The organism is Rhizobium sp. PvP014 (assembly GCF_017876855.1).
In the GTDB taxonomy this organism is placed as follows: domain Bacteria; phylum Pseudomonadota; class Alphaproteobacteria; order Rhizobiales; family Rhizobiaceae; genus Neorhizobium; species Neorhizobium soli.
This window is the reverse complement of sequence record NZ_JAGIOT010000004.1, coordinates 13,900-35,141: the sequence shown is the minus strand read 5'-3', so window position 1 is coordinate 35,141 and position 21,242 is coordinate 13,900. Positions and strand designations below refer to the sequence as shown.

Below are 21,242 nucleotides of genomic sequence, written 5' to 3'. Positions count from 1 at the left end.
ATGCCCCTTGATAAGCTACGGGGAAGTGGCTCCTATCGCGCAAATGTCGGCAGCGGCCGTTGGCACAATCTAGAAGGACCCTTCGCCGGCTCTGCGCTTGCCTTTCCATTAAAGATCAAAGCACGCGACAATACCAATTTATGCTGAACGGGCCCGCGGGACGGGGGTGAGGCCGTTTAGATAGTTCCTTGCAACGCTATTGTACGTTGGTGGATCGAACGCGACGCCATTCTCGGATGGCGATGTCAGAAGAACAGTTGTGCACGCAAGCCCGGCTGCATCGAACTTCCGGGCTATGAACTCACTCTCCGCGCGATCATGGCTGGACATGATCAACTGATAGCCTTCAAGTTCGACCAAGTTGCGCATGAGATCGACAAAGGCAGCCGTGTGGATGACGTCGTTATGTTGCAACGGATCGTCCAGCAGCAGCGCGCGCCATCGCGACCAACGATACGCTGTGCTCGCGGCGCACAAAATGCTAAAACCGTTTGCTGCTAGCTGCCCCTCACTCAAGACGAGTTGCGCTGGCACTTGGCGAGCGCTCTGGATAGAGTCATCGACCTCATCGCCATAGCGCAATTCCATAGCAAAATCAGTCCTATCAACACGTTTGTCGGCTTTGAACTGTACGGATGCGCCCGGCGTGCTCAACATGGCTGCGTTGAATTCCAGAATGCGGTCATTGAGTGGTTCAAGCACGTCGCGATTGTACGCTTCGGCGCGGTCACCCAACTTTACGGTATACTTGTCGATGGCGTCGTGTGCGTCCTGTGAGAGCTTGAGGGCTGCACGAGCAGGTGCAAGCCGCGACTGTAGCTCGCTAAGGTGGGCCTTTGGATCAACAACTCCCGAGTTACCCCCTGCGACGCGCATTTGCTCGGTGACGAGCACAATTTCCTCATCCAGCAGGACATCCTGGTTTACCTTCGCGAGTTCCTGCAACCGACCGCTTAGGAGTTTGAGCCGAACGCTTGCGTTGCTTAGCTTTGCCTGGACGTCATCGAGGATGGTCCGGTCGGGCACTCCGGGCAGATTAAGGGTGGACCATTGTTCGACTAAGGTTTCGGCGCCGAGTCGAGCGTTCCTCATAGCAAGTTCTGCTGCCGCGAGTGCGTCCTGTTGAACAACCACTTGCTGCTGCAAACTTGCCAAAGCCGAAGTTGCAGTTCCCGCGAGGTCCCTGAGCTCGACGAGCCGCGCCAAGGCTATCTCGAGGTCATTTCGACGATCTGACAGAAGTGAACTGACGTCATCGATGGTCATTGCGGGCATGCCGCGCGCGGCAATACGCTCGGCACAATCACGGTCTTCGGCACTGAGCAGGCTCATGCGGGACATTGCAGCGTCAAGTCGCTTCGCAAGTTGGTCGAGTTCGGCATTGGAAAGTGCGCGCTGCTGCTGAGCGGCTGTCGCGAGAGATGCCAAGTCCGCCAAAGCTGAGCGCGCCGTCTGTAGATCGAGTTGCGCACGCTCGTTGCGAGACAAAACCGCCGACGCTAGATCGCCATCAGCGTCGAGGCCAAGCAGTTCCGCGAGACGCTGCCGAACCTCCTTCACTTGCTCCACAGCGTTGCGGGTGACCGGCTCCAGTTGCTCCGGTCGTCGCAATATCTGCAGCAGGTCTTCAACGCGTTGTGCCAGCGGCGCAAGCTCGGTCTCGAGTAAATCAAGCCGGGACGTTGCCTCGGCTACCCTGAGATCGCCCGACTTTGCCGCTTCGCTGACTAAAAACTTGAGTTGTCCAGCGGGATATTCTGCACTGCAAACAGGGCAAATCTCCTCGTTCTCGTGGATATGACTGGCGATAGTTGCAACCGCACTCTCGATCGCCGTGGCATGCCGCTCTGCTTCTCCGAGTTCCCGTCGTCCGGCTTCGACCGCGAAAAGGAGCTCGTCACGGCGGAGAATAGCTGTATCGAATTCGACACGGACACCAGCAGCAGACTCGACAGCCAGCGTTAGAATGTTGCCATGCTCCTCGGCGCTCCTGGCCAGTTCATTCAGTTGATCTATCGTTTCAACATTCTCTTGGGCCCGATCGGCGATGGCTTGTAGCCGTAGGCAGTCCGCTGAAGCAGCGCTGTGGACCTGAATGGACGTCTCTGAGGCGATGACGAGGCTACGATGCAGCGCAATATCTGCATTGCGACCATCGATTTCTGTCTGGGCGTCGGCCAAGATCCCAACGAGTTCTTCCCGCCGAAGCAAGTCAGCTCGCGTCGCTTCGAGGCGAGCAATCTCGTTTTCGATGCTCGATATTGCACCAATCTGCTCTGTGACGCTATTGTTGGCTGGAGCAACTAGCGGTTCACCTGCCTCAGCAGCGGCCAAAGCGTCTGTCACATGCTGGCGCACCCGCACCAATATAGGATTGTCTTCACGGCCCAAGGCTTGCTGCGTCTGATATTTGTCGACGAGCTCTTCGGCCGCCGCGAGGTTTGACGAGCGATCCGAGAGCTCTTGCAAGCCAAGATCCAGAAGGCCAGTGAGGCGGGCTAAGAGCTGGCTGTTGCTTTCGCCCGCGATACCGGCTGGCTCACGCTCGAGTAGGAGGGACGCCTCTAGCTCGATTTCTTGAGCCCGCAACCGGACGTCCTGCACGGTTAGACCGCCTCCGGCACGGATCGCTTGGTGCAGCCGGTCCAAGCGCGCCTGCCAGCCCAGCCAATCAGCAATTTCCTTTTCGATCGCCGAGATAACACCCTGCTCCGCTTTAATCCGCCTCCCAAATGCAAGAGTGGTCGCCTTTCCACGCAACCGCGTGCGTATTAACTCCAGTCGGTCGATCCCACTCGGTCCCTTGAGGGCGGCCCATTGGTCATCGGCCTCGCGGCTCGTGAACCGTTGCCGTTCCGCCTGTCCAAGAAAGTGCGTCATTGCAAGGTGTGTGCTGAGATCGGTAGTCTCACCACGCCCGGGATATGCAATCAAAGCCGAGACGGCCGCTGCCGACGGCGCTTCGGTTGCACTCCTTCGCAGCGCCTCCCCTTCTGAAAATTTCAGCGTGACCGCGTGCGATTGAGAAGGCGCACCATGCCGCGTCAGGTAGTCGGACTCGGGAATAACAATTCGCCCTGCTCGGGAAACGTAGGGCAAGAAGCGCCGAATTTTGCTGGACAAAGCCCATTCGATGGCATCGAAGAAGCTGCTCTTACCCAACCCGTTTGTACCGGTGAGGAGAAGTAGCCCGGGCGCGGCGGGAAGGACCACATTAAACCCACCAAACGTGCGGAAGTTTTCAATATCCATGCTGGAGAGGTAAACGTCGCTCATGATGTTTTTCTCTGCTCCCATGCCCTGACCAAGGCTTCGACAATCTCATCGGCCGGCCGATCGTCGTCGCCATCGAGCGCAATCCTATCGAATTCTTCGGCAGTTGTTCTAGGCAGGCCGGCGATCGCCGGTTCGTCCAAATCGAGTGGTTGGTTGTCCCGAAACTCTGGATTGTCTTCCTTCCAAGGTCGAGCCAAGAAAGTCCGACGCTGAAAATCGGCAAAACTGTCATCGTCTCGCGCCGCGTCGCGCGGTCTGAGCCAGGCCAACTTCCTTGCGACGCGATCATCCCGCTCAAGGTAGAGGCCCAGCGAGTTCCACTTTCTTTCCCATTCACTGCCGCGTGGGCCAACGAGGAAAAGCTGCAGATCGAGGCTTTGATTCGTCGTTAGGAACGACCGGGCTACGACACATTGGTTACGATACCGCCGAAGAGTTTCGCGCACTCCGGGCAAAGTCGGGATATCGGGAAGCGAGCCAAAAATTATAGTATATCGGCCGACACTGAGGGCCTGGGCGTCCGATGGCAACTCGCTTGCTTCGAGCGTGGTCGCTTGGCTGCTTCCTCCACTGAACGTTCGGCCGGTCAAGCTTGGCCGCTCGGAGACATCCAGGGAGCAGGATCTAGCCGCCCTACAGACCCGTTTGATGAAGTCCTCGAGGGAAGACGATACCGTCTCTTCGCTCATGCTGGTTCCCCCTGTCGTTCAATTGCACCAATCAGCTGCACCTCGTGTCGACGCTCTACATCGGCCAGAAATGCTGAGAGCGCGTCCACACCTTGGGACAAGGCCTCGATCAACGGTTCGGTAATCCACATCATGATCGGTCCCGACCCTGTGGTTTCGACTAACGACGGCTGACGCGTCTCGATATTCGCAAACGTCATTTCGGCTTGAACGGCCACATCCAGCGTTCCTTCGAGCGCGAGAAGGACAAAGTTGGTTTTCCAGTCGTGCGTTTGAGCGCTAACGCTAGTTCTCTTTCCGAGAATGCGGTCGGCGGAGCAGCCGTGACCCGTCCGTTCTACATGGGCGATCTGGCGTAGCAGGTTCCCCGGACGGACGCCCCTGGGGGATGTGACCCCCCAAACCGAGGCTACAGCCAATGAGAGGGCCGTTCCACAGATAATAGGCGACAACTTGCGCGGTCCTACCAGGACCTGCACGGCATCACCCTCCTCATCCGTGGCACTGACCATTAGGCGGAGAAAACGGCTAAGAAGACTCGGGTCGTCTTCCAACGCTTCCCGCCAAACACGCCAGGTGTCACGCATTAGGTCCCGTAGGTCCGCCCCGATCTCGAGCCCGATAGCGGCACCCGGATCCTCTTCGCTCATGAAGAAGTCGTGGAGATGCTCATCGATTTTGCCCAACATCCAACTATCGAGCCGGCGGTGAACGATGCTGGCGAGTCTCGTGGCGCCCGTTGCCTCCCGGACTTGCGCGGCGCCACCAGGATTGCCACCGATGACTTGCGGCATCGGAATGCCCGTGGCATGCAGCGATTTTGCCGTCAGACGCCTCCATTGCTCCGACCAGACGAGCGGATCTGCATAGACCTTAATTTGGCTGGCATGCGCCGCCAAGCGTAGGATCGCGCCTGCAACCGCCGCCAGTTCGTCTGGACCGTTGGCGAGCGTGATATGAAAACTGCCCTCGCCGCTCCAGGCCCCAATTATCTGCTCTGGCGTTCGGTCACCCGCCCAAAGTAGCTGCGTGCCGTCGGAGCTGATATGTATAGCCACGGGCATCGCCGCCTGCGCAAGCTGTATGCGCCGACGCGATCCAACGATGTGTGCTTCGCGCGAAAGGTTTCGAAAGAAATCCTGTGCGTCGCTTGAAAGGGTGGGAACCAACGTGGCATCACCCAAGCGCATCAGCCAAGTTCGATGCTGCGCCTCGTAATCGCCGAGGATGTTCGCGAAGGGCTCGCGAACAAGCGCTCTGTGGGTGCCGCGTCGTATGATCACCTCGTCGAATGCAAGCAGCTCGCCATCACAATCGAGCTGGTACGGCGCTTGATCGACAGCGGGAACATATCCTGCAACCCTAGCTACCGTATGGCATGCACGATGGCTAAACGCGCGACCCGCAGTCGTCTCGCAGGCCTTAATTGTGGCAAAGACAGCGAATCGATTGAGCATTGAGGTATCGAGGGAAAAAACGGCGGGACCTCTTGTCTGCAGGGTGATTTGAACGCCGGGCCGCAATTGGCGCCCAATGTCGACGACGAGACCGTTGGCTTCGATCAGCCCAGAGAGGCGCGCATCGTAGGCTCCGTAGAGGTCGATATCTCCCCCAGCGGCTCGGGCGTTACGTGCCTGCCTCTCGATAGCTAGCAGTTCCTTTTCAACCTCCACTAGGCCAGGGTGGGCGGTGACGGTCCGGATCATCGCACCATGATCGAAGTTCGCCGACGCCGCGGCAACAAGATCGATCAGGCCGCCATCCCCATTTCCGCTGATAAAATAGTGCGGATTGGGCCGGCCCTGAAACTCCGTGCCTGGGACACCAGCGTCCGCCCAATAGCTGCGGTCATTGATTCCTAGTATTGATTCGGTCGGCTCTAGTCCAAATCCAAAGGCGAGAAAGAGCATCTCAAATCGCTCGGTCCGTTCGATGCCTGTGTCCACCTCGTGAATTGTTAGCTCGTACCCCGTTCCCACGGCACGGACTCCGATGACCCGGTGACGCATCTGCTTGGTAAGCCGATTGCCGGTTCGACCAGCGATATCTTCAAACTGCCGAAGTACGTCATCGCGCACTTCGCGCGAAGGGCCGGCCTCCCAATCTAGGATCGGAAGGTCCGCGATCGGGTCGGCGGCGTTGCTTCCGGGCCAGTTATAAATGTGGGGGTCGAGCTTTCTTTTGTCCGTGCCGTTCTGGAGCTTGAGCAGATCTTGCGCCTCTTCGAACAAGACTACCTGGCCGGACGAGGCGAGAGCAGCAGCGGCGGCAGCAGCCGTACCAGCCGCACCGCCACCGATGACGGCAATGCGTGGACCATCCTTCAGATATTCCTGATCTGCCAGGGCGTGGATCAACGCAAGCGCGCGCACCTGCTGCGAATAGAAGGTGATGCGCTGATCGAAGCAACCTATGACATAGACGCCCCTGCTGCCCTGGACGGATGCGCCGTCAATAATGTCAGCAGGACCTAAAATGGCCTTACGCAAATGCCGCTCCCACCGACCTACGAAATCCTCGTGGCTTGCTGATAGCAGAGCGCTCGAAAGACTTTTCAACTTTTTTGCAGCGCATCCTATTACAGAGGGCGCCCACCTTTGACCGGGAAATCACTAAACCGGCTCCGGATCTGTACTACCTATAAGCGTCTAACCTGCGCACGTACAAGCCTGCTTCTTGCCGACCGCCAACCGGCTGAAAACATCTTGTCCTTCAGAACACGATAATTGCTTTCAGCGCTGCTATTCTCCGAGAGGAATTCGGTTGCAACGCGAGGGGCAGCCACGTCAAAGGTGATTTTTTAAAGCTTACATGGCGGAGAACCCCGATGGATAAATATCGAAACTTTGCCGAGTTATCGAATGCTGAAGGCGCCGACGCATTTCTGGTAACCGCGCATAGTCGACACACTGCGGCTTGCATAATTGCCCCGCACGGTGGAAGCATTGAGCCCGGAACGTCAGAGCTGGCGCTAGCGCTGGCGGGGGATAAGATTAGCCTCTATCTCTTTGAAGGTAGGAAGCCGACCAACAATCGAGACCTGCACATTACGTCGACGAATTTTGACGAGCCCGCGGGAGTCCAGATCGTCACGAGCAGCCAATACTGTGTGGCCTTCCACGGGTGCGCAGGCGATGATGAAGTCGTATATCTGGGTGGTAGGGACGCAGACCTGAAAGCGATTCTCGAGAAACACCTGAAAGAACTCGGCTTCGTTGTTGCCAGACATGAGAATCCTGAGCTCCAAGGCGAAAGCAGTCGGAATATATGCAATCGTGGACTTGTGAAAAAAGGGGTGCAGTTTGAAATTTCGCGAGGACTTCGAGATCGTCTGACGGACACATCTGGTCGATTAGAGGCGCCCTCATTACAAGATTTCGTCAATGCGACAAGGCGATCGCTCGCTGAACACGAGGAACAGGTGTCACAATGACAAGCGAAGGCATTCCATTTTCTCAGCGATTTGGATATCGCGCTCCTGACGCCGAAATTAGCGTTCGAGAAGATGCTCCCGAGGCAATACGGGACGCAATCACTATGCTGGGTTTTGCATTTGACCTCGGCCCCGACACGATGCGTGATCTACTGTGCGGAGTGCTTCTTAAGCGGCCAGATCCCAGCAACTGGTCGCCTGGCAACGTCGAGAACGAAGTCTACCGCCTCATAACCGATGCGCCTTGGTTCAAAGTCTACGATTTTGCCGAGCGGTTGTTTGTTGAGGTCGGAAAAAACGATTATGACGGCGAACGGCAACAACAATTTTCGGAACGCTTGAACCAGTCTTTTCGTGAGCTGGGTGTGGGCTGGCAATTGGAGAAAGGCAGGCTCGTTGTTCGTGGTTCTAAGGCATTTAACCTCGCAATCCACGACGCGGTGTTGACGATGGACGAGGCCGGGACCCCGACTGCCGCAAACGAGATCCATGAAGCGATCAAAGATATCTCACGGCGACCGATAGCTGATGTGACTGGAGCGATACAGCATGCGATGGCAGCATTGGAATGCGTTGCACGCGAGATCGATGGAAGCAGCGATACGCTTGGCAAGATAATAAGCAGACTGAGTTTGCCCGCGCCCCTCGATCGAGCACTGCATCAACTTTGGGGGTTCGCTTCCGAGCAGGGACGTCACCTGCAAGAAGGACGAGCACCTCGCTTTGAAGAGGCGGAGCTTGTGGTGACGGTGGCCTCGGCCGTAAGCGTTTATCTACTGAGAAATCGCTCTTCGTCAGAATCGTAAAGGATCTGCTCGGTGACTGTCGCGAAAGAAAACGGAGGCGGAAACGACGGCCCGCAATGGGTTCTGCCGACGGAAATCGAGTTTGAACAGCTGAAGGGCCATCAACTTGAAGAGTGCGTCTTCTGGCTCCTCGACGGAATGGGCGCCAAGGATATTGAATGGCGGGTTGGGGGAAAAGGAGGAGGGGCGGCGGATGGAGGTAGAGACCTCGAAGCCAGGCTTTTTACATCGGGCGATAATGGAATTATGGAGCCGCGACGGTGGTGGGTCGAATGCAAAGGAAGAACTGGAACTCTCGAAAAAGAAGCGGTGACTGTCGCTTGCAATAATGCTGTTGCCAACCCGGAGGTCGATGTGCTCGTGATCGCCACAAATACGACCTTCTCGAATCCAACGCGCGATTGGGTAAAGACCTGGCAGCAGCGTTTTCCGAAGCCTGAGATATACCTCTGGGATCGACGGTCACTTGAGCAGCTGCTAGGCCGACAGCCTGCAACCGTCCTTCGCCTGTTTGAAAAGGGTTTGAGTTCGGCAGGGTACATGGAAGCTGTCAGGGAGCGATTCTGGAATTTGCTTGAGTATAGTTCAATCGAGCGCCTCAAGCGGATTTGGAAAGAGCGAGACAACCTTCAAATCGGTCCGATGGAACGCGTGGCGCTGATAGCCAACGAATTCGCACACGGCAATATCGATGAACGCCCTTGGGCAGGCGGAAGCGACAGCGAGGCTGCGGTTCAGGCGTTTCACTACGCGATGTTAAACGTCATTTATCTGTTTTTCAGAGTCACCAAATACGGCGCCACTCAGGAGCCGGTGATCCAAACGCTCGCCTACGTCACACTCGCTGCCCTTAGACACATAGACGCAGATGTTGTGGTGCACGTCATGAAAGTCGCCCTACAGACGGAAGAGGAAAGTACACTGAAGCCCGAACTCGTAGAGCACCTTTTAATGCCGTTTCTAGATGCGCTGCGGGGTGATCTGCAAGCCGTATGCACTGCGGATTGTCCACGCTTTTCACGCGATAGTAGTTTGCAAGCCCTGGGTGTAAGCGACCCTCTCGACACTTACTGGGCACGGTTTAGCTCAAAGGGAGCCCGGCAAGCCTCAAACGTCGATTACTCGCGCCTCCAAAATCTCCGAGAGCCATGCATCGTCGGGTTTGACCTTCGAGATGAAGCTGGCTGTCCCCTATACGAGGTTGTTTATCAGAACGATGATTTCCAATCGTTCCTAGAGATCGCCGAATATGTCATCAGAAGGCGTGCGCGAGTGGTCGGCAGAGGGCGGCGCAAGTGACGGAAATGCTCGACCGCACAGATCAATTTCGTCAGGGCTAAGATCAAGGCAGTTTCCTTAGGCGATCTCTCGCCGGCGGTTGTTTCGATATCGACAGGGCGTAGTACGTCATATGCCTATTCCATCGGCGAACGAAACGCTTCGCCGAACATCTGGTCTCGTATGCTTATCACCGAATACGAAAAAACGAGATTCTCGCCTACAGAGCGTTCGAGCAGGTCATTCAATAACGTGATATTGCGGGTCTGTTGGGCGTTCAATGTGGAGCGAGCGTCCCATAGAGCTTCATCCGTACCAGCACATATGAAAGAGAAATACTTTCCGAGCAGGCTGGTAATGACATCGGAGACTTGAATACCAGGTTCGTCGTGCGAAACTGCAAACCTGAAGTTAGCCAGTTCTCTATCTCCGTCAACGAACCTTAGACGCCCTAGGTAGTCCTTGATAACATCTTCCAGGTCGAGAATGTGCGCAGCGTTTTTCAGAAGGCAAATCCTTTCTTGGAAAAACGCACCAAAGCTGTCGATAAGGACATTGGGAGCCTCATTTTCGAGAAATGGCAGAGAGTCCAGTTTGAGGCCAATCTCAAGGGTGCCTTTCAGCATCATGTAGTTGGTATGGTCAAGCAGGTCCGAGCGAACCTCGGCCAGTTCTATCAGCTCCTCGAGGAACGCCTCGCGATTGGCGCGGCCGACGTCAGGATAGGTATATCGTTGAAAGATATCGACCGTTCCGTCGTAATCGTAGCGGAGGATTTTGTAGAGATCGTTCTTGAGCGGCCGAGCGATACCGAAAAGCCGACTCTCGCCATACTGGCCGAGAATGGAGTCCACAACGTCAACGATCGACCAATAGAGCGGATCGACGACGGAATAATGGACGAACAAGCCCTGGGCGATAAGCCACTCAAGGAAGATTTCTAATCGAGCAGCGCCGAGAATGTCCAGAAAGTTTCCGGTGGCAACATGCTTGAGCTTAATTTCTGCTGCGCTGGGTTGAACCTTTAGCGACGAGCGAAGGGGGCCTAAATCGATTTGCTGGCCGGAGCCCTCGTGGGCCACTCCTCCGACGACGAAGCATTTCGGTTCTCGCACGTTTAGTCCATCATCACGGACATGCAATCGACGGATATTGTTCGTTTCGTCGTAGTAGATCGTGTAGGCACGGTTAGCGTTGACGAGACCGTTGAGCGCAATGATCCTTTGCCTATGCTCGTTGACATCGACGGTTACTCGTCCGGTCTGCCCCAGAGTCATGGTTGGATGCCACTCAGGCTTTTCATTTCACTTTGTGATCACCGGAGAATGACATGGAAGGCATTTGCACCGGAGAGTATCCAGCTACGACACATTGATCAACGTGCAAACTGAGAAGTCAGCACAGTCTGCGACCGTTCGCTCGCCGAGATGAGACAGGACTCGTCCCGTCGACCCCGCTGGGTCTGTTCATAGAAAAGAGGTTGAGACTCAGCAGAGAGCCCAGCTCAGCGTCAAGAAGCCCATGGCTACTCAAGCCGATACCTTCGGTGTCAGGACCTAAGCAACAACTTGTCGTCTCGTCGATGAATCGGGTGGCGATGGTTGTAGTTCAATAGGTGCCCGGCCTTCCAAGCGTCCATCTCATATCCCTGAGAAACCAGACGGCCCTCTTGATCGCTCGTCAACTCGATGGCCCCGGGCCCCAAATGTGAGAAAATATGGTGTGGCTCATCAATCAGCGATTTGAACGCGAACATTCGCTTCGTCTTGCGCATGATGTTTTTCCTCGACCGCTGATACCCACGATAGATTTCAATCAGCTGATCGTAGGTGAAAAGATCCACACCCTGCTCTTCCCTGATTTGCAGGAAATGGCGCTTGCGATCCTCCGTAAGATTCTTGTCAGCAGATCGACCGTAGATGAGCTGGTAGCGGAAGGTGGTTGGGCTGGGTTCGAACAGCCGCGGTTTTAGAATCGGCGCCAGCCCATCAAGTAGTTGCGATCTGGACTGCTCAACGAACACTTTCCAATCTCGGACTTGGGCAAGTGCTGCCGTCAGTTGAGCGCTTGGGAGCGTGCGCTTCATATTCTCGGTAAAAATTGGCTTCCGCGGATCCTCGAGCTCAACGAACGTGATCTCCCATTCTCCTGAGGTTTTGACAATGTAAACGAAGTCCGTTTTCAGGTCTGTCGACAAGGGATATTTGGAAATTACGGCATGCATATGCAGTTTGTATCCCAGTCTACTGTTGGTGATAATAAGCTCACTATTATCTTCCAAGAAATCCTGTATTTCCTGCTCTTTCTGCCTCCCCGGCTTAGGATCGCTCTCGAGCAACCGCTCAAACTCGCCAACGACTTTGTTGTTTTCGGGCAGATACAATCTTCGGCTCCTCGGACGATTTTCGTTATGTCTCGATCATATAATTACGGCCAGAAGATTGGAGAAGGCCGTCGATTCGTCAAGTTACACCCCATGCCCGGAACCTCCCCCTCCCCGTCACCTCCCTGAGCCCGAGCTCGCCGACAATCCGTATCGCAGCCTGGGGTGTAACGCCGACAGCTGTGGCGATCATGCCGGCAGATACCAGCGGTCGGGACATCACGAGCTCGATTACTTCCGGTAGTTTCGAAGAGGCGCGCCGGCCGATTAGCCTCCGCTCCATCGACTGCCGGGCAAGAGTCAACCGGTCGTGCTCCTTGAGGCCGAGATCGGCTGCGGCGTCGATGCCGGCGAGAATGGCCAGCAAACGGGCTTCGCGATCGCGATGCCGGCGGCGATCGACAGGAATAGACTTGAGCCCAAGATTGAGCGCAGCCAGATGCGCCACCGTGGTAAGGGCAACCTAGCGCAGACAGGCCCCCGCCAGCAGTCGGCCGAGCCAAGTCGCATGCTGCAGCACCTGCAAACCATTCCAAGCATCGAGGGCGAGGATCGCCTGCAGCACAGGTGGAAAACTGTCGAGTTCGCGCAGGACGGCACGCCATTCGCCGAGACGTTCGTCCTCGTCCCAATCGAAGTCGTAGACGAACGGCTCGTTTTCGCGGCCGCCGGCGCGGCTGGGTGCTGTCGCCTGTGTCAGCGCGGCTTCCGAGCGGGCGAGCACGGCGTCGATCGCCGCCAGCTCTGCCGCGAGCGGATCAGAGACATCAGTCCCCTCCCCTCCTCCGCTCCCCGCCTCATCAGCGGGTTTCGGCTCGCCATCAACCTCGACGACGATTGTTTCACTGGCGCTGCCGTCGGCGACGATGTGACCCTCGTCGCGCAGGCTGCGCAGTCCCTCGGCGCTGAGCGCCCAGCCGGCCGGTTGCGCCGCAATCCGCCGGCGGGTTTTCAGGACGTCGCGGGCGATGGTCAGTTCATGGGTAGGCGCGCGAATATCGGCGCCGGCGTCATGCAGCACCAGGTCTTCGAGATGCACCAGCTCGCCGTCGATCCAGAGCGACGCGCAGGCGTCGGTGAAATGGGTACGCTCGATCCGCCGTCGCCGACCGGCGAGCATGCGATCCGCTCGTCGAGCCGCGCCAAGGCGGCGCCAGCGTCCGAAATCGGCCGCAGCAGGCTAGAGATGGGGAATTTTGACAAGTCGTAAGACATTGAAATTATGGTAAATGATTTACTAAATGAACGCTACTGTATAGTTAGAGTTCGTCACTGGCCGCTTTTGGCGGAACGGTGTTTAACCATTGATAAGTACCCCTTATCGAGGGTGATTGATTTCGGGCCGCAAATCAGAAAGAATCCGGTAAGTCCCTGGCCGCTCGGCCGTCGAAACCGTCGATCGTGAGGTTTGCTATGGCCATGCTGCCCCGTTCAAAGACCGCCGTCGATCGCCGGGCCGACGAGCTCGACACCATCGCCAGCGTGCTGCCGATCGACCGCCGCGACGAACTGGCTGAATTGCTCACCGACCAGGATATCGAAACGCTGCGCCATCTGGTCAACGAAGGCATGGGCGAAAACACTCTGCGCGCGCTCACCTCCGACCTTGCCTATCTGCAGGCCTGGTCGCTGGCCGCAACCGGTGCCTCCCTCCCCTGGCCGGCACCCGAAGCCTTGGCTCTGAAATTCGTCGCCCACCATCTCTGGCAGCCTGATCAGCGCGACATCGACCCCCAACACGGAATGCCGGCCGATGTCGAGCAGAGCCTGCGCGAACAACGTTTTCTTCGATCGCCAGGGCCGCATGCGCCCGATACGGTTCGCCGGCGGCTTGCCAGCTGGTCGACGCTGACGAAATGGCGCGGACTGACGGGTGTCTTCTCCTCCCCTTCGCTGAAGTCCGCGATCCGTCTTGCTGTGCGCGCGACACCGCGGCCAAGGAAACGCAAAAGCGCCAAGGCGGTGACCGGCGACGTCTTGGCAAAAATGCTCGCGACCTGCAGCACCGACAACCTTCGTGATATCCGCGACCGGGCAATCCTGATGGTGGCTTTTGCCTCGGGCGGACGGCGTCGCAGTGAGATTGCCGGTCTGCGCAGGGAGCAGCTCACAGTCGAGCCACCAATCACCGTCGAGGGGGCCCCTCCCCTCCCCTCTCTCGCCATTCACCTCGGTCGCACCAAGACGTCAGGTGCCGAAAGCGATGAGGTCGTTTATCTGACGGGTAGACCTGTGGATGCGCTGAATGTCTGGCTTGCGGGGGGCAAGATTGAAAGCGGGAGCATTTTTCGCAAGATCGATCGCTGGGGGAATGTTTCGAAGCGCGCGCTGGAGCCGAGTGCAGTCAACCAGATCGTCAAACAGCGGGCGGCGCTGGCTGGACTGGAGCCTGGGGAGTTTTCGGCGCACGGGCTGCGGTCGGGTTATCTCACGGAGGCCGCCAATCGTGGCGTACCGCTTCCTGAGGCGATTGAGCAGTCTCGCCATCGATCCGTGCAGCAGGCATCGAGCTACTATAACAACGCAACACGACGCAGCGGTCGAGCGGCAAGAATGCTTTGAACGCATATGGTGCCTGTCGCGATGTCCGTCAGCGTACGCTTGTCGTACCTCCTCGACCGCCTGGACGCTTTGAGCTCTGCCTCTGGTAGGCGACCTTCGATAAGTGCTGCGCTACTCGCTCACAAACTCCCTGATCTCCTGGATAGATACAAATTCCGCGGCCAACGACTCCTCTTGATCGATAATTGGCGTCGTAGGGATCACCGTAGGCTGGACCAGCGGTTTACCGCTCAACGATCGTGCAAGTGCCTTTGCACAGGCGATGAATTCCACCCAACGCATCAGGCCATGCAGCCACATGACCAAGAGGTGGCATGGAACGACCCGATCGCCCTCAGTCGTCGCCTGGCGGCCATGTTCGAACAGCTCCCTCATATCGGTCGCCGAAGTCTTTTGGAGGAGATTTCCTTGATCGACCACCCGGACCAGGAGATCATATTCCGGCGTCTGCTCGAAGGTACCAGATTTCGGGTCGTAGGCGAGAAGAAGCCCGGAACCCAAATGCGACGTGACAGCGGATACGTCAGGTTGCGCTTTCGATGACAGCGTCAAAAGAAAGACCAAGGTGTTCCACCGATCTGCCGGGACTTTCATTCTCCGAGTTAGGTCACTGGTGTTCAGGTTGAGTGCATTCCGCAGCTTCAGAACACTGCTCACCGGGTTGACGAGCGACTTGCTCGCCTGCGGGACGGCCTTCTGAAGCAGAACGTACAGTTGCTCCTCGAGAGCCTTTCTGCCGGCAGCATCTGCAACGGGAAGCCCGTTGAGAACCAGCGGATCGATCGCGTCACGGACTTGGCTGAAGGTTGAGAACGGCCAAATCCAATTGGCAATTGGAGCCACCCCCTGCCCCTTCACCGCCTTGGCGGTCTCGTTGTTCTTGGTGACTTCGTCGATGAATGAGATGATGGCGTTCGCATTGTCCATCGCCATCGTCGGATACTTGGCATATCGCTCACGTTGCTGATCACTCAGTTCGGGGTCGTCTCTCAGAGCCCTTTCAAGATCGCGGACGCTTTGCCTATGCTCCCACACGTCACTACGAACGAAGCACAAGATGCGTATGCGGTGTTGCTGTGCAAGCTTGTAGGCATGACGGAACTCAGCGCGGGTGATGCTGATCTGCATTTGCTGATCATACCAACCGCCAACGCGCCGACCAATGAACAGGACGAACAGGTCGGCCTGCTCGATTGTGTTGAGGCACGCTTGGTATGAATGCTCATCCAGCGGTCGCGTGAAGTCCGTGAACTCGGACGCCAAAACCCGGCATCCTCGCAATTCCAGATAATCTTTCAGCGCACTTCGCAGATCACCAAAATCATACACGGTCGATGACAGAAATAACGTGGGTCGCTTCATCATGATTATTCTCGTGGTTTGAGCCTGATTGAGGGTGTGGACGGCGGCAGCGCGGCAGTCCTACCCTTCAGCGACATAAACGAGCGCAAGCGCCTCTTGATTGCTCTCGCCAGATTCGCCGGCCGTTAGCAGTCGGCTTTCGAGACGATAAGATGCCGTCGTGATCGCGGCCGTCATGTCGGCTTCTGCCTCAGTCAGCACAGCGGAGGATTGCGCCGGGGGATTCACCGATATCCTCTGAAACGTGCTCAGATCTTCGTCGCGGCCGAGAACTGCAAAACCATCTGGGAAGATTGCGCCACCGGAACGCTTAGCTGTCTCGACGAGATCCGCAGGGAACTCCGGAAGCTCTCCTATGAGATCCAAATCCCCTTCGCTCGACTCGATCAAAGCAAAGACACGCCGAGCAACTTCTATATCCAGCGCCATACCATTCACAAATCGCACCGGTCCTGATTTGAAAATCAAGTGCTCTTCGCCAATGACGACCAACGGCTCCCATTCGGCGTCTTCTCCAACAATCCATGTCCGGTTGAGCCACTCAACGGTGGTGAAGGTCTGCTCGGAAGGTCTCCAGCGGCGATCTCGCGCTGCCTCTCCGATATCAGGCCCGAACAGGAGAGTGAGGACGCCGCAATAGCTGCCGAACCGCACGCTCCGCGGATCAGACCTTTCTGAAGGGCCGTCGCCATTACCAGATGGCGAACCTGAACTCACTGTGTGGTCGATGAATATCTCGGCCTTCTTCATCGACTTCATCCAGCTGCCGACGGCATAGCCATGCGACGCGATCCAGGTGCCAATCTTACGGCCCAGATAAGGCTCGACTTGTTCTTGGTAGCCGTCTCTGACAGTTTTCGTAAAAGCAGCCCTAGAAGCTCCCTTGGTCGCCTTTGCCTCTGTAAGGGCGACGAACAAATCTCCTGTGCGGCTGAAGACATAGTCTGGCGACCGAGTGGTTGGCGGCTTGCCATGGATGGCGTGGTTTTCGAAATGATCTATCCAATGGTATCCATCTCGTACCATCTGAAGATAGGCGATGCCGTCACCAACAAGGCCGGTCATGGCCTTCCCGACATAGTCCTTCAGGGTCCGGGCAGTATCCAACAGAGCGAATCGATCATTCTTGTCATCGACGTGCCTAGCGATGAGGTGGCGGCACATCTGAACCTGAGCTCTCGCCGCATGCTGATCCATCTTTGCTCTGCTCGAGCACTGCGCCATAGCGCCGTAAAGTTCGGCTGGCGTGAACAGCATTTCGGTGTTTTCAGGCGCTCGACCGACGATTAACCGGTGCCTCTTCGCAGCATGACCAGTGATCTGCTCAACATTCAGCTGCTTCTCCTTCGCCTTCCACATCACGCCGTTCCCCGCAAAAATTTTTTCTTCACCGCTTATAACTCACTGTATAAGAAGAGGAAATCATGAAAAAAAACGGCTGACAAGAATGCCTGCTCCCATGATTCAAGAAGAATCGGTTTCGACGAAGCTCGTAATGTTTGCCACGGTACCACGACTAAGCAGTCTTTCGGTCGTCTTCGTTGTTGACCTTCAAAAGGGCAAATAGCATCGGCCCGAGGGAAAACTCGCCTTGCGCCGACCGCTTTGACAAATCCCTCAGATAGCCGCCGGCAGAATTGATAAAGTTCGATCGCTCAAGAATGCAGGCCATCGCCACTGCTGCATTTTCTGGCCCCATCGCATCGCAGGCCTCCTCATAGGCTGAAGGGCTGACACCCAACATCGAGCGGACCACCACAGCCGCGGTCATGAGCTCGCGCCAATGGGCAATGCCGCCGCCCGGCCCATAGTCAGCAATCTGCGGGCAAGCTCGAAGGACTATTCCCAGCGGGAACGCCTTGATCGGTTCGAGCTTTGCCTTTGTCTTTCCGGGCGTCACACTCCTTGCGTGCGGCTCTTCCGGCACGCTTTCGCCCTGCTCATCTTCAGAGCGCGGTTCAAGTTCATATATAGATTCGGTATTTGAATTCTGTATGTGGCGGTCATCTAGCGTGGCATTGCCGTGCATATCTATAGTTTCTGACTGCATTTCCAAAAGGTTGAGGACCTCTGTGCGCAGAAGTTCCATATCATCGAGTGTTGCTTCGACCTGTTTTCTGTCCGGGTAGCGAGGATGCCGCCCGAGAATGCCAATATATATTGTTTCAACATGCGCCCAATTGCCGTGGGCGCCTTCATCGATCGCGGCTGTAATTAGCTTACGGACATCTCGGCGGCAGATCGTGAGTGCTTCCTTCGCCCGGCGAAAGCGCATGCGCTCCGCGGCGATATCCTGCGCAAGCAAGGCAAGCTCGGCGGCACGCGTAAGCAGCGGGCTCAGATCGAAGCCGTAAGCCTGCTCGATTTCACCGTCTCGATTGCGATGTGCGTATCGCTTTCCGTTGGGACTATCACGACGCTGGATAAGTCCTGCATTCACAAGCGCGCCGAGCTGGCGGCGCAGTGTACTTTCCGTAATCCCATGAGCGCGGACGGATAGCTGCGCATTGGATGGAAATACAACAAGCACGTTTTCAGCGTCTAGCTGTGCATCCGGGTAGAATGTCAAAAGGGCATCGAGAACGGCGAGCGCTCTGTCTTGCAAACCCAAGCGCTCCCTCGTCTCGCACACATCGCGAAATACTTTCCACTTTTCGACACGCGTGCCTGGCGTTGATGCCGCGATCGCCAATTGTCCTTTCACCAAGGCAAGCGTCGCCGGCCGCCGCCCAAAGGGCGTCGTTACATGTCCCGTCTGCATTTTTCTCTCACCTTTCTTCAGGCAAAGGAAATCCGCTCACCAAATCGGTGCCAAGACTCTTGACTGTGATTCCGGGAAATGCGATTCTCAATCCTGCGAGAGATACGAGAGAGGCTTCCACGGTTTACCGTTTGGGGGCCTTTTTCTTTTGCGGTTTAGTCTCCGTTGTTTTCCTGCTTCGATCCTCTGTACTCGTCGTACAAACGATCCATGTGGGCTGACAGCCACTCGCTGAAGGGCTTCGCTTCGACATTCGAAAGCTCGATCGCAACCTTCTTCGATTTGGCATTCATCACGAAATTGAGTGACGTATCGCTCGAAGTCCAATCCCTCCCGGACACACTGGCCTTGGGCTTCTTTGCAGCAGATTTGACCTTGAAGCGCTTCAGGTAGTCATGGAGCTCATCGAACCGCTTGTCTTCAGTCAGATCAACGAAGCCTGCTGTTTCGACATGCTCCGTGGCAACCTTCAGGAGGGCAGGAGCAAGAAGCAATTGACGGAGGCTAAGCCACCGGTCACGTCCGATCTTCTTGGAGGCCCCGAGCACCTTGAGGATCGACGCCGGGACGGCCTCCACGACACCGAGCATTTTCGAAAGCATCGCCTCATCGATCGCGAGCGACGATCGAACCACATCCTTCGTCATTCCAGACGTAAGCAGGTTCTGTGCGAAGTACGCACGCTCTATGAACGACAGGTTGGAGCGTGCGGAATTTTCCTGCCCCTGGGCGATTGCGGACGTGATGTCATCAAGCTTCTTGACAACTGCCTTGACCGGAATTCCAAGCTCTCTGGCGACTTTGAGACGGCGGTGACCGAAGACGACCATGAAGCGTTGACTATCCGAGGAACTGGGTCGAACCAGAATCGGTGTTGTCTGGCTGGATGAAGCGATCGCCTGCTTGAGTTCCTGGTACTCTTCGCCATCGTCGGAAAGGCGATCGGCGAGGAATGAAACGTCAATCAATCGCGGATCCAGATCCACGATCACTTCGCCTTCCATCAGCTTCTTTGTGTTCTCCGCGAGATCCTCGATGGACCGAACGACAGTCTTGGCTGCACCAGTCATACCGTAGCCAGGCTTCGTCGGTGTCTGGTTAGACGCGATGGAAGCCATGTCCAATTTAGAAAAAGGATTTTCACGCGCCATCGCCGGCCTCCGGGCTCGCTTTCAACGTCGACAAGGAATTGATATGGTTCATCAAATCTCGCGAAAAAACGGCTGACAAGCATGTCATTTTCGCCCCCATGCGCCGTGGATTAGTTCCATGATTTCGCAGTTGGCTGCGTTCAGGCTCTCCATTGCCCGATCATAGGTAGAACGGACGAAATCGCCTCGCTCTACCTCGTACAAGGTCTGCTTCTTTATCGAAGCATCAGAAATGGCTGTCGATTTGAGCACATGATTTTGCAACATTTGCTGGGCGAACATCGATTGCATAAACCCGACCATCTGAGCCTGCGGGATGTCCGTCGGCTCGAAGCGCGTGACGAGATACCGGAACCATTCGACACGCATCTCGGCACCGGCCTCTGCAACCGGACCCATTATGCCGCCCAACATCATGAGGAACTGGCTCATCGACATGATATCCAGCATCTGGGGATGGATAGTGATCAAAATGCCTGTCGAAGCCATAAGCGCGGTGATCGTCAGGTATCCCAGCTGTGGCGGGCAATCGATAACGACCACGTCGTACCTGTCGTCCACCTGCTTCAGCGCATTGAAGATGCGCATGTAGAATAACCGACCGTCCTCTCCCTTCTTGGAGGAGATCGCCAAGGGCACATCATACTCGTATTCCTGCAGGACCAGATTTGCAGGAACCACATCAAGACCGGGAATGTTAGTCGGCTGGATAACCTCCGAGATGAATTTCCGCTCGTCATCGAAACGAAGCGCTTCGTACAGCGACGCGGTATCATCAAGTTCGGGCTGGATTCCAAAGAGGGACGTCAGTGATGCCTGTGGATCGAGATCGACGGCCAGTACGCGATGACCGGTGAGGGCCAGATATTGTGCAAGGTGCGCAGCGGTCGTAGTCTTGCCACTTCCGCCCTTGAAATTCACCACCGACACGACCTGCATGGGCTCGCCCAAACGGCGCCGGGGAACGTAGTATCGCTTGTCGGATTTTTTGTTGGATTCGAGATAGTCTCGAAGCTCTAACATCTGATCAGCCGTATAGTAGCGTCGGCCACCGACGGACTCAACCTCCGGCCCCTTGCCCTCCAAATGGATTTGCCGCAGATGGCTCTGGGTAACCCCTATGAAGTCGGCGACCTCTCCCAGCTGGAACTTGCGCAGTCCCTTCTTGGCGTCCGGGGGATATTGTTGGCTGCGGAGCATATGCAGCGCATTTGAGATCTTCGCTCCCTGCTGGGCAATCTCGATATCAAATCTGTTGGGCTGCGGATGGCTCATTTTGCAAACTATATCCCGGCGGGCTTCATTTTCGAAAAAATGGCCACAAAACCATCATTTGCGAAACTATCTCGCGATTCCCAACTCTGAGCAAGGGATTTAAGGTTAACAAAGAGTTAACGGATATTTCCCGATTCTATTGCCCAAGGCGAATCTGCGATCATTTACCGTGAGTTAGTCAGATTTACTCCCTTTCGCCTAGTCATCGCAAAATGCAGATTTGCACATGAATCTCCTCCGCCTAGCCCACCACACGCTCACTTTGT

At 56.2% G+C, this 21,242-nt stretch carries 14 protein-coding genes and 1 pseudogene; 4 read left to right on the top strand and 11 right to left on the bottom strand.

Annotated elements, in window-relative coordinates; genetic code table 11:
* Nucleotides 1-138: 138 nt before the first annotated feature.
* The 3 genes from J3A65_RS23100 to J3A65_RS23090 are packed head-to-tail and all read right to left on the bottom strand — an operon-like array spanning nt 139 to nt 6,454.
* Complete coding sequence (locus tag J3A65_RS23100; protein ID WP_209904251.1) at nt 139-3,276, bottom strand: AAA family ATPase; 3,138 nt, start codon at nt 3,274-3,276, stop codon at nt 139-141.
* Nucleotides 3,273-3,965 (bottom strand): hypothetical protein, encoded by a 693-nt coding sequence (locus J3A65_RS23095; RefSeq protein ID WP_209904248.1) that lies wholly within the window; start codon nt 3,963-3,965, stop codon nt 3,273-3,275. The genes J3A65_RS23100 and J3A65_RS23095 overlap by 4 nt, the downstream gene beginning before the upstream one ends.
* Complete coding sequence (locus J3A65_RS23090; RefSeq protein ID WP_209904246.1) at nt 3,962-6,454, bottom strand: ABC-three component system protein; 2,493 nt, start codon at nt 6,452-6,454, stop codon at nt 3,962-3,964. Before J3A65_RS23090 ends, J3A65_RS23095 begins: the two co-directional genes overlap by 4 nt.
* A 338-nt stretch (nt 6,455-6,792) precedes the next feature.
* Here J3A65_RS23090 and J3A65_RS23085 point away from each other — a divergent pair, with 338 nt between their 5' ends.
* The 3 genes from J3A65_RS23085 to J3A65_RS23075 are packed head-to-tail and all read left to right on the top strand — an operon-like array spanning nt 6,793 to nt 9,503.
* On the top strand, nt 6,793-7,398 hold the full coding sequence (locus tag J3A65_RS23085; RefSeq protein WP_209904243.1) for a poly-gamma-glutamate hydrolase family protein: 606 nt from the start codon (nt 6,793-6,795) through the stop codon (nt 7,396-7,398).
* Nucleotides 7,395-8,204, top strand: coding sequence for a hypothetical protein (locus tag J3A65_RS23080; RefSeq protein WP_209904241.1), 810 nt, complete (start codon nt 7,395-7,397; stop codon nt 8,202-8,204). The genes J3A65_RS23085 and J3A65_RS23080 overlap by 4 nt, the downstream gene beginning before the upstream one ends.
* Before the next feature lie 12 nt (nt 8,205-8,216).
* Nucleotides 8,217-9,503 (top strand): restriction endonuclease, encoded by a 1,287-nt coding sequence (locus tag J3A65_RS23075; RefSeq protein WP_209904239.1) that lies wholly within the window; start codon nt 8,217-8,219, stop codon nt 9,501-9,503.
* Between the two features lie 116 nt (nt 9,504-9,619).
* On the opposite strand, the gene J3A65_RS23070 is transcribed toward J3A65_RS23075, so the two are convergent.
* The 3 genes and pseudogenes from J3A65_RS23070 to J3A65_RS23060 form a co-directional block, all read right to left on the bottom strand.
* Nucleotides 9,620-10,759 (bottom strand): DUF3800 domain-containing protein, encoded by a 1,140-nt coding sequence (locus J3A65_RS23070; RefSeq protein ID WP_209904236.1) that lies wholly within the window; start codon nt 10,757-10,759, stop codon nt 9,620-9,622.
* A gap of 272 nt (nt 10,760-11,031) precedes the next feature.
* The gene (locus J3A65_RS23065) at nt 11,032-11,865 is read right to left on the bottom strand and encodes a Shedu immune nuclease family protein (protein ID WP_209904235.1); all 834 of its coding nucleotides are present in this window, start codon (nt 11,863-11,865) and stop codon (nt 11,032-11,034) included.
* 79 nt (nt 11,866-11,944) lie between these two features.
* Nucleotides 11,945-13,080 (bottom strand): annotated as a pseudogene (locus J3A65_RS23060) (RHE_PE00001 family protein).
* A 198-nt stretch (nt 13,081-13,278) separates the two neighbouring features.
* Here J3A65_RS23060 and J3A65_RS23055 point away from each other — a divergent pair.
* Nucleotides 13,279-14,427, top strand: coding sequence for a site-specific integrase (locus J3A65_RS23055; protein WP_209904233.1), 1,149 nt, complete (start codon nt 13,279-13,281; stop codon nt 14,425-14,427).
* A 111-nt stretch (nt 14,428-14,538) separates the two neighbouring features.
* On the opposite strand, the gene J3A65_RS23050 is transcribed toward J3A65_RS23055, so the two are convergent.
* From J3A65_RS23050 to repA, 5 genes are all read right to left on the bottom strand, one after another.
* A complete protein-coding gene (locus tag J3A65_RS23050) occupies nt 14,539-15,792 on the bottom strand; it encodes a DUF4062 domain-containing protein (protein WP_209904231.1) in 1,254 nt (417 codons plus the stop codon).
* 57 nt (nt 15,793-15,849) lie between these two features.
* Nucleotides 15,850-17,148, bottom strand: coding sequence for a hypothetical protein (locus J3A65_RS23045; protein WP_209904228.1), 1,299 nt, complete (start codon nt 17,146-17,148; stop codon nt 15,850-15,852).
* 157 nt (nt 17,149-17,305) lie between these two features.
* A complete protein-coding gene (gene repC, locus J3A65_RS23040) occupies nt 17,306-18,550 on the bottom strand; it encodes a plasmid replication protein RepC (RefSeq protein WP_209904226.1) in 1,245 nt (414 codons plus the stop codon).
* Nucleotides 18,551-18,705: 155 nt separating this feature from the next.
* Nucleotides 18,706-19,701, bottom strand: coding sequence for a plasmid partitioning protein RepB (repB, locus tag J3A65_RS23035; protein ID WP_209904224.1), 996 nt, complete (start codon nt 19,699-19,701; stop codon nt 18,706-18,708).
* A gap of 84 nt (nt 19,702-19,785) precedes the next feature.
* Entirely contained in the window at nt 19,786-20,976 is a 1,191-nt protein-coding gene (repA, locus tag J3A65_RS23030; RefSeq protein WP_209904221.1) for a plasmid partitioning protein RepA, read from the bottom strand.
* Between the last annotated feature and the right edge of the window lie 266 nt (nt 20,977-21,242).